This is a genomic window from Pedobacter sp. 10L46_2 (genome assembly GCF_056395165.1).
This window is the reverse complement of sequence record NZ_JBFTIZ010000205.1, coordinates 1-7544: the sequence shown is the minus strand read 5'-3', so window position 1 is coordinate 7544 and position 7544 is coordinate 1. Positions and strand designations below refer to the sequence as shown.

Below are 7544 nucleotides of genomic sequence, written 5' to 3'. Positions count from 1 at the left end.
GTTTACTGTAGAGCTGGATCATAGGGGTAGATACTTTGGCGTACGTGCCTTCTCATTGCATCCTGGCTCTGTAAACGGTACAGATCTCGGAAGGGTAGCCCCAATGGCTTTGTTTCAGCAGATGGGAACCCATGACGAGAATGGCGAAATCTATCCAGAGGTAGCTAAAAAGCTCAAAACAATACCGCAGGGTGCCGCAACTACATTGTGGTGTGCAACCAGTCAAAAGCTTGAGGGTAAAGGCGGCGTTTATTGTGAAAATGGAGACATTGCAGAGCTTGACTTGGGAAACATCGATCATCAGTACGATAACCCTTTAACACTTCGTGGCGTGACACCCTACTCAATAGATCCAGAAAATGCAAAACGGCTTTGGCAATTAAGTGAAGAAATGACTAAAGTGATATTTACAGCAGATTGAACATTGCTATGCAATTAATTCCCTAATTTTAGATGGTAAACCATGGCACATCAGATAGAATACATACACGATGATATTAAGAGATCGTGCTTTGAAGACCAGTTCTTCAAAGCCGATGTGCTGTTTGAAGACCATTTGCTGGTATGGATCATCTCGGGAGAAACCAGGATCGTGCAAGCCGATCAGACCTATGTGTTTGGAGCAGGAGATACCCTGCTGTTTCCGCGTTACTTGCTGGCTACGGTTCTCAATTATCCTAAACATGGCTTGTCTCATAAATCGGTAGCCATGCACCTTAAGCTGGAGCGGCTAAAAGACTACTATAATAAAAATGAGCCCCAGTCCCAGGGAGAACCGATTCCACCTCCTAGCTTTCGAACCTTTGAACAACATCCATTATTAAAAAGCTGTCTCTCTTCACTAATCCCGTATTTTGAGCTCAAAGAAAAACTACCTGGCGCCATCGCTTCACTCAAAATAGAAGAGGCTATCCATATCCTGAGAACTATCGAACCCAGTATTGACCATATGCTGGCCAACTTTGCAGAGCCCGGAAAGATTGATATCGCTAATTTCATGGAAAAAAATTATATGTTCAATATGCCGATGGAAAAATTCGGTTACCTGACTGGACGTAGCCTGACAACGTTTAAGCGCGATTTCAAAAAAACTTTTCAAACCACACCACAGAAATGGCTTACTCAAAAAAGACTGAAACTGGCCCATTATCAAATCAGAGAAAAAAAACGGAAACCCTCAGAAGTCTATCTGGAAACAGGATTTGAAAATCTCTCCCATTTTGGTTACGCATTTAAGAAATTTTTTGGCTACGCACCCACAGAGGGATTTAGGTAATAGGGCTAATCCTTAAAAGTGAGCACAAATCTAACTCCCTCGTTTACCTTGCTTTCTACATCAATATGGCCTCCTAAACTATTAATGTGGTTATATACCAAATAAAGGCCAATACCTTTGCTATCTGTATGATTGTGGAATGTTTGATGTAGCCCAAATATCTTGTTTTTACATTTTTCCATATCAAACCCCAGGCCTTTGTCTGAAAAAATCAATTGTCGGGCACCATTTGTTTTTCTGGTGGCAATATAAATATCAGGGTGTGAATCTGGTTTTGCGTACTTAATGGAATTAGTGATCAGGTTTAGAAATATGCTGTCCATATAAACTTTGTTGAAATTGATCGTATCAAATTCAGAAAAATCAATTCTAATAATAGCTCTGGAGCCTAGTATCAATGAATTTATAGAATGAAACACCCCGTTCAGAGAATGATGAAGATTCAGGTTTTCTGTGGGCACATGAACGCTTTTTTTCTGACTGGCCGCATCCAGGTAATAATTTAAGGTAACCTTCAATTCCTCTGTTGTTGATTGTAATATATTGATCAGATTTTCAGTTTCTTTATCCTGAATTGTAGAAGTATCCAAAAGACTAAATATTGCAAGTAAGTTATTTACAGGTGCCCTCAGATCATGCGAGGCCATATGAGTTAAATGCTGCAGCTCTTCATTAATCTTTGATAGGCTGATCAAAAGTTTATTCCGTTCTTCTTCAAGTTTCTTTTTGTGTGTTACATTTTTGGCAACCGCGTAAACCAGTTTGGATTCAGGAACAGGAATTGAAGTCCATGACAGCCACACAATTTCGCCTTTTTTAGTGAGGTAGCGGTTTTCGAAATTTAAGAGTGGAATATTTTTCCTGAGGTTGTTCCTAAGTTCTTCTGTAATGTTCTGGTCTTCTTCACAAACAAAATCATTAATAGGTCTTGAAAATAACTCTTCATCACTATATCCTAACAGTTTAGAAACCGCAGGATTGATTCTTTTAAAGTATCCATCAAATCCGGCGATACACATTAAATCCTGAGAAACTTCAAAAAAAGGTTCGCTATCAAAACTCTCTACAGAAACTCGATGCTGGTTATTTGCTTTAGGTATCATACGGCCAAGGATCGCTTTTTCTGAAGTTAATAGCTGTTAGTTATACTAAATCTACTAAAGTTTAGCTGTTTGTTCATTTTATTCAGTAATAAATTTTCTATTTTCTGCTCCGCATAGAGGGGGATATGCTTATTTATCTGATAATCATTAGATTCTGCTAAAGAGGGGTGACGAAAAATAATTTATTTGGGTTTAAATATCTGCTCACTGAAACCTCCTGCTGGGCAGAATTAAGACAGAATCAAGTTCAATTCGGGTTTTCTTCGGAAAATAGGTACCTTTTTCCGAAGCAGTCTCGAACCAGTGTTAACGTTGGTCTTATCAATCTATGAACGAAGTTACCCCTTGCTTAGTCTGATTGAAACAAAAGTTAGATTATAATTTAGAAGTATATAAAATTTGACTTTAGGGGTAATTTCATCATCTTTATTTAGCAAACTACTTACACCTTACTTTAAAAATGCCACAATTCAATCCAAAATTCGATGAGTATTATGCAAAATCAGCAGATTTTGCAAAGCCTATTATGGAATATTTACGCCAAATAATCCATGAAACATGTCCGGATGTTGAGGAAGTAATTAAATGGGGTATTCCACATTTCGATTACCATGGCGATATGATGTGCATCTTTGCTGCCTACAAAAATCACTGCTCATTCAGCATTTGGAAAGCAGCATTAATAACTAATCCAAAACTGAAAGAGAACATTAAACCTGAGCAAACAATGGGAAATATGGATAAAATCAAATCCCTGTCAGATTTGCCGGACAAAGAAACATTGATCGCGTATGTAAAAGAGGCGATGGCTTTAAATGAAAATGGAATAAAAATAGTAAAACCGAAAGCTGAGAAGCCCAAAGTTATTCAAGTACCAGATTATTTTAGTGAAATACTGGAAGCAAATCCACCGATTAAAGAGATTTTTGAAAGCAAATCACCTTCATTTCGGAAAGACTATTTAGTTTGGATAATCGATGCAAAAACAGACGCCACTCGTCAAACCAGAATAGAACAAGCCTTAGAATGGATAGCCGAAGGCAAAGGCAGGTTTTGGAAATATAATAAATAATCCAAACCCCATGTATTGTCTGGTTCTGCCTTTTTTTATCCTGATCCATAATATGTAAATTAAACTAAAATCTGATAATATCTGTATCCGGAGGAGTATGCCCAAGTAAGCGGCACATAATCATAATTTGCCCTTTATGATGAAATTCATGTGTTAAGACATGGGTAAAGACCTCCAGGGTAGTAGCCTCCATCTTTTTGCCCGAAATTATTCCGCTGATCACTTGGTTTGGGTTATTACCAAATTCATCAATATAAGTTAAAATGAGGCTGTCGGCTTCTTCAAATAAGGTTCTAAGCACCCTAAATGAAGAAACGTTGTAATCCTGATAAGTATCAATGTTAAGTTTTAGAGAGAAATTGCCGATCCAATGGCAATATACTCCTGCAATATGCAATAACATTTTGCCTGGAGAGAAGCCATTAAATTGGTCCAATGGGCTGAATACTTCCTCTTTTAATTGTGTCTCTAAAAAATCGAGCACAACAGTCCTGGAACTTTTTACCAGGACATATTGTTGTCTTAGTAATTCTTTAGCCAATATTGATGTCATGGAAATAAAATTACGATTTTTTAGTAATTTAGATACTTTCTGGCATTGGTCCTTATTTCTAAAATGCAATAGCCAACATTCATGGCAGCAGATGTTGGGGGTTTAAAGTGTAACATTAATCGATTATTATGAGGATACTTTGGAAATACCTTAAGCCGCATCGCACGCTTGTTTTTTTATCTTTAATACTAGCTGCTGTAGCTCAATTACTCAGCCTGGTTGATCCTGTAATATTTGGAAAGATCATTGATGAATATGCCACAAATAAGAACCACTTGTCTGAAACTGAACTGATAAATGGGATTTTATATTGGTTACTAATAGCACTTGGCATTGCTGTGGTGGCTAAACTATGTAAAGCTGCTCAGGATTATATAACCCGCAAAGCTGTTGCACGCTTTGGCATGAATATATTCAATGATGGCCTAAAGCAAACCTTACGCCTCTCATTTCAGGAATTTGAAGAGAGCAGAAGCGGAACTACGCTTTCTGTTCTGCAAAAAGTGAAAACTGATGCAGAGCGTTTTATTAATTCCTTTATCAATGTTTTGTTTTCTTCGCTTGTAGGAGTTGGCTTTTTAATATGGTATAGCATAAACAAGAATTGGCTTTTGGTTCCCGTTTTCTTTGTAGGAATTGTGCTTCTTGGGTCGCTTACGGGCTTAGTCTCTAAAAGGATAAAAGGGATTCAACGATCAATAAACAGGCAAACAGATAGCCAGGCTGGGGTTATTACCGAAAGCTTGCGAAATATTGAGTTGGTTAAAAGCCTTGGGTTAACGTTTCCTGAAATCAGGCGACTGAATGAACAAACATTGAAAATATTTGAGTTGGAAATGCAAAAGGCCGGCAAGGTAAGTTTCTTGTCTTTTTTGCAAGGGAATATGCTAAACTTGCTAAAGCAATCTATCCTTTTCATTCTCTTGTGGCTTATTTTCAGGAAAGTACTTAGTACCGGGGAGCTTATTGCTATGCAATTTATTTCTACGGCTATATTCACTCCTTTACAAGACCTTGGTAATATGATTGTGCTTTATAGAGAGGCAGATGCATCTTTAAAGAGTTTCGACAGGCTGATGAATAAACCCGTAGAGCAACGTCCTGAAAATTCAATTGAGATTGGCAAACTCGAAAACCTGCAGTTTGATAATGTCGTATTCCGTCATAGAACGGCAGGCTATAATGCCATCGACGGCATTTCATTTAAGATTAAAAGAGGGGAGACAATAGCCTTTGTGGGCCCGTCTGGATCAGGTAAGTCGACGCTGGTTAAGTTGCTGGTTGGATTGTACGTTCCTGTTGATGGACGGATCTTTTTTAACGATGTACCTTCAACCCAGGTACAATATAATCCGCTTAGGCGGCAAATAGGCTTTGTAACACAAGATACACAGATGTATGCTGGTTCTATTAAAGATAACCTGCTCTTTGTGAATCCAACGGCTACGGATGCAGATATTAATGATGCGCTGGAAAAAGCTTCAGCTTCTGGATTGGTTGCCAGAGCATCTCATGGGTTAAATACCATCCTTGGAGAAAGTGGTATGAAGTTGTCTGGCGGAGAAAAGCAAAGATTGTCTATTGCCAGGGCATTATTACGTCAGCCTCAATTACTGATTTTTGATGAAGCTACTTCTGCATTAGATTCGCTAACTGAAGAAGAAATTACCACAACCATAAGGGAGATATCGGATAGCAGACAACAAATGACCATATTAATTGCTCATCGTCTTTCTACCATCATGCACGCAGATGTTATTTACGTTCTTGAAAAAGGGATTATTTCGGAAGCCGGTACTCACGATGAACTATTGGAGCAAAGAGGACTTTATTATTCCATGTGGCGTCAGCAAGTAGGAGAAAGAAGAGAAATTCGCAGCTCAATAGATGTGTAGTAATTAGACGTATAATAGTTAAAAATATCACAGAAAATTAAAAGAAGATAAAAATGCTAATTGAACCAAACATACGGTTAAGCCGTATTCTTAGAAATACATGGCAGGTAGATATCATTATGATTATATCCTGCACAGCAGCCTATCTCGTGAGGACAGTTTTAATCAGGCATCATTTTGAAATTCCTTCCATTATCCCTGCTGTTTTAGGTACAGCCATTGCTTTTTTTGTAGGTTTTAACAACAATCAGGCATATGACCGCTGGTGGGAGGCCCGGAAAATATGGGGTTCTCTGGTGAATGATTCCAGATCATGGGCAAGAAGTATCATTAGCTATATTTCCCAAAATGAAACTGATGATCAACAATATGCTGCGCTAAAGAAACGAATGGTATATAAGCAAATAGCGTTTTTATATGCACTCAAAGCAAAACTTAGAGATGCCGTTGATGAAACCTATAGCCAGTATCTTGAACCGCATGATATGGAGGAAGTAAAGTTACATAGTAATGTTGCTAATGCAATTTTGATGCAGCAATCCAGAGCCCTGCAGCTTCTCGAAAAAGGAGGAATGATTGATGGTTTCCGTTTTATTGAAATGAATCAGTTGCTTGTAAAATTTTCTGACGAGATGGGTATGAGTGAACGCATTAAAAATACCATATACCCAACCGCTTATATTTATTTTACCAAAGCATTTATATGGCTTTTTGTGGTGTCGCTTACCCTGGTCATCAGCCCTTTTGCCGGGGTGTGGTCTATATTTTTAGGGTGGTTAGTAGGCTTTGTTTATGTGTCTACTCAGATCAATGGGATGAGCTTGATGAATCCTTTCGATAATAATTCTGCAGCTGTTCCATTAAATCAAATTACGCGTACTATAGAGATCAATCTACTGGAAATGCTGGGTGAAACAAATATACCTGAACCTGTAAAGCCGATTAATAATGAGTATGTACTTTAAGATGGTGAATAAAACTTTCTATAGCCGACAGAACTTCTGTTTCAAATGTTTCTTGTCTTCTTCTGCTTTTCTTGTTACTGCCAAATGATTGGCTTATGGCGTAGCTGTTGCCATATTTATTCTGTTTTTTTGATAGCGCATAATGCAATAAGCAATCTTCTTCTATACGTAGTATGAAAGCCTCATCAAAAGTTATGATCTGGCGCGTATACAAGCCAGGGATTTTGCAGTAGATGTTTCTGGTAGTCTGATCAAATATGTAGGTCACGTTAAAGTGAAACAGAAAATCGTACAATGCAGTAAATCCACATAACAAGCCTATAGCAAATATCCCCCATTTGGTTTCATAATTCAAATTAAGTGTGGGTATCATAATAAATGTTATCAAAGCAACAACGGTAAAAAGGATAACTTTCCATTTATAATCTCGTTTGGGTTGAAAACTTAATCGATCACCTTTTATTTTTAGGTTATAATTTGCCATATGTTTAATCTTGTTTAAAGTTTTTTAATGTTCCGTTAGGTTCGAAATCAATCGAATAGCGTTCCCGGGTTCCATTTATTGTTCCGGGAAACCAGCGTATGCGGCCATCCCAGAAAGACAGGTATACATGTGTTGTTGGTTTTGCACCTTCTACCTGTAATACCTTTTGATTATACGCTTGCAATACTGTTAGGGC

9 protein-coding genes are annotated in these 7544 nt (G+C 37.9%); 5 read left to right on the top strand and 4 right to left on the bottom strand.

Annotated features, from left to right (window positions below; all coding sequences use genetic code 11):
* Together AC1DDX_RS18970 and AC1DDX_RS18965 are read left to right on the top strand one after the other, a co-directional pair.
* The coding region (locus AC1DDX_RS18970; protein WP_477622415.1) for an SDR family NAD(P)-dependent oxidoreductase at nucleotides 1-421 on the top strand (421 nt) is incomplete at its 5' end.
* A 42-nt stretch (nucleotides 422-463) separates the two neighbouring features.
* A complete protein-coding gene (locus tag AC1DDX_RS18965; protein WP_172660136.1) occupies nucleotides 464-1276 on the top strand; it encodes an AraC family transcriptional regulator in 813 nt (270 codons plus the stop codon).
* A 5-nt stretch (nucleotides 1277-1281) separates the two neighbouring features.
* On the opposite strand, the gene AC1DDX_RS18960 is transcribed toward AC1DDX_RS18965, so the two are convergent.
* A complete protein-coding gene (locus AC1DDX_RS18960; protein WP_172660137.1) occupies nucleotides 1282-2379 on the bottom strand; it encodes a PAS domain-containing sensor histidine kinase in 1098 nt (365 codons plus the stop codon).
* Nucleotides 2380-2839: 460 nt separating this feature from the next.
* Between AC1DDX_RS18960 and AC1DDX_RS18955 the strand changes: the two genes are divergently transcribed.
* Nucleotides 2840-3451 (top strand): YdeI/OmpD-associated family protein, encoded by a 612-nt coding sequence (locus AC1DDX_RS18955; RefSeq protein ID WP_172660138.1) that lies wholly within the window; start codon nucleotides 2840-2842, stop codon nucleotides 3449-3451.
* 64 nt (nucleotides 3452-3515) lie between these two features.
* Here the strand turns inward: AC1DDX_RS18955 and AC1DDX_RS18950 are convergent, their stop codons facing one another.
* Nucleotides 3516-4004 carry a DinB family protein gene (locus AC1DDX_RS18950; RefSeq protein ID WP_337716807.1) on the bottom strand — a complete coding sequence of 163 codons (489 nt, stop codon included), beginning with the start codon at nucleotides 4002-4004 and terminating at the stop codon, nucleotides 3516-3518.
* Between the two features lie 128 nt (nucleotides 4005-4132).
* On the opposite strand from AC1DDX_RS18950, the gene AC1DDX_RS18945 reads away from it, so the two are divergent.
* Together AC1DDX_RS18945 and AC1DDX_RS18940 are read left to right on the top strand one after the other, a co-directional pair.
* On the top strand, nucleotides 4133-5899 hold the full coding sequence (locus AC1DDX_RS18945) for an ABC transporter ATP-binding protein (RefSeq protein ID WP_337716809.1): 1767 nt from the start codon (nucleotides 4133-4135) through the stop codon (nucleotides 5897-5899).
* Between the two features lie 53 nt (nucleotides 5900-5952).
* Complete coding sequence (locus tag AC1DDX_RS18940; RefSeq protein WP_172660141.1) at nucleotides 5953-6864, top strand: bestrophin family protein; 912 nt, start codon at nucleotides 5953-5955, stop codon at nucleotides 6862-6864.
* Here the strand turns inward: AC1DDX_RS18940 and AC1DDX_RS18935 are convergent.
* Both AC1DDX_RS18935 and AC1DDX_RS18930 read right to left on the bottom strand, forming a co-directional pair.
* Nucleotides 6842-7348 carry a hypothetical protein gene (locus AC1DDX_RS18935; RefSeq protein WP_337716811.1) on the bottom strand — a complete coding sequence of 169 codons (507 nt, stop codon included), beginning with the start codon at nucleotides 7346-7348 and terminating at the stop codon, nucleotides 6842-6844. The two genes, AC1DDX_RS18940 and AC1DDX_RS18935, sit on opposite strands and share 23 nt — an antisense overlap.
* 4 nt (nucleotides 7349-7352) lie before the next feature.
* Nucleotides 7353-7544, bottom strand: a 192-nt coding sequence (locus AC1DDX_RS18930) for a hypothetical protein (RefSeq protein ID WP_477622414.1), incomplete at its 5' end; no start/stop codon positions are given.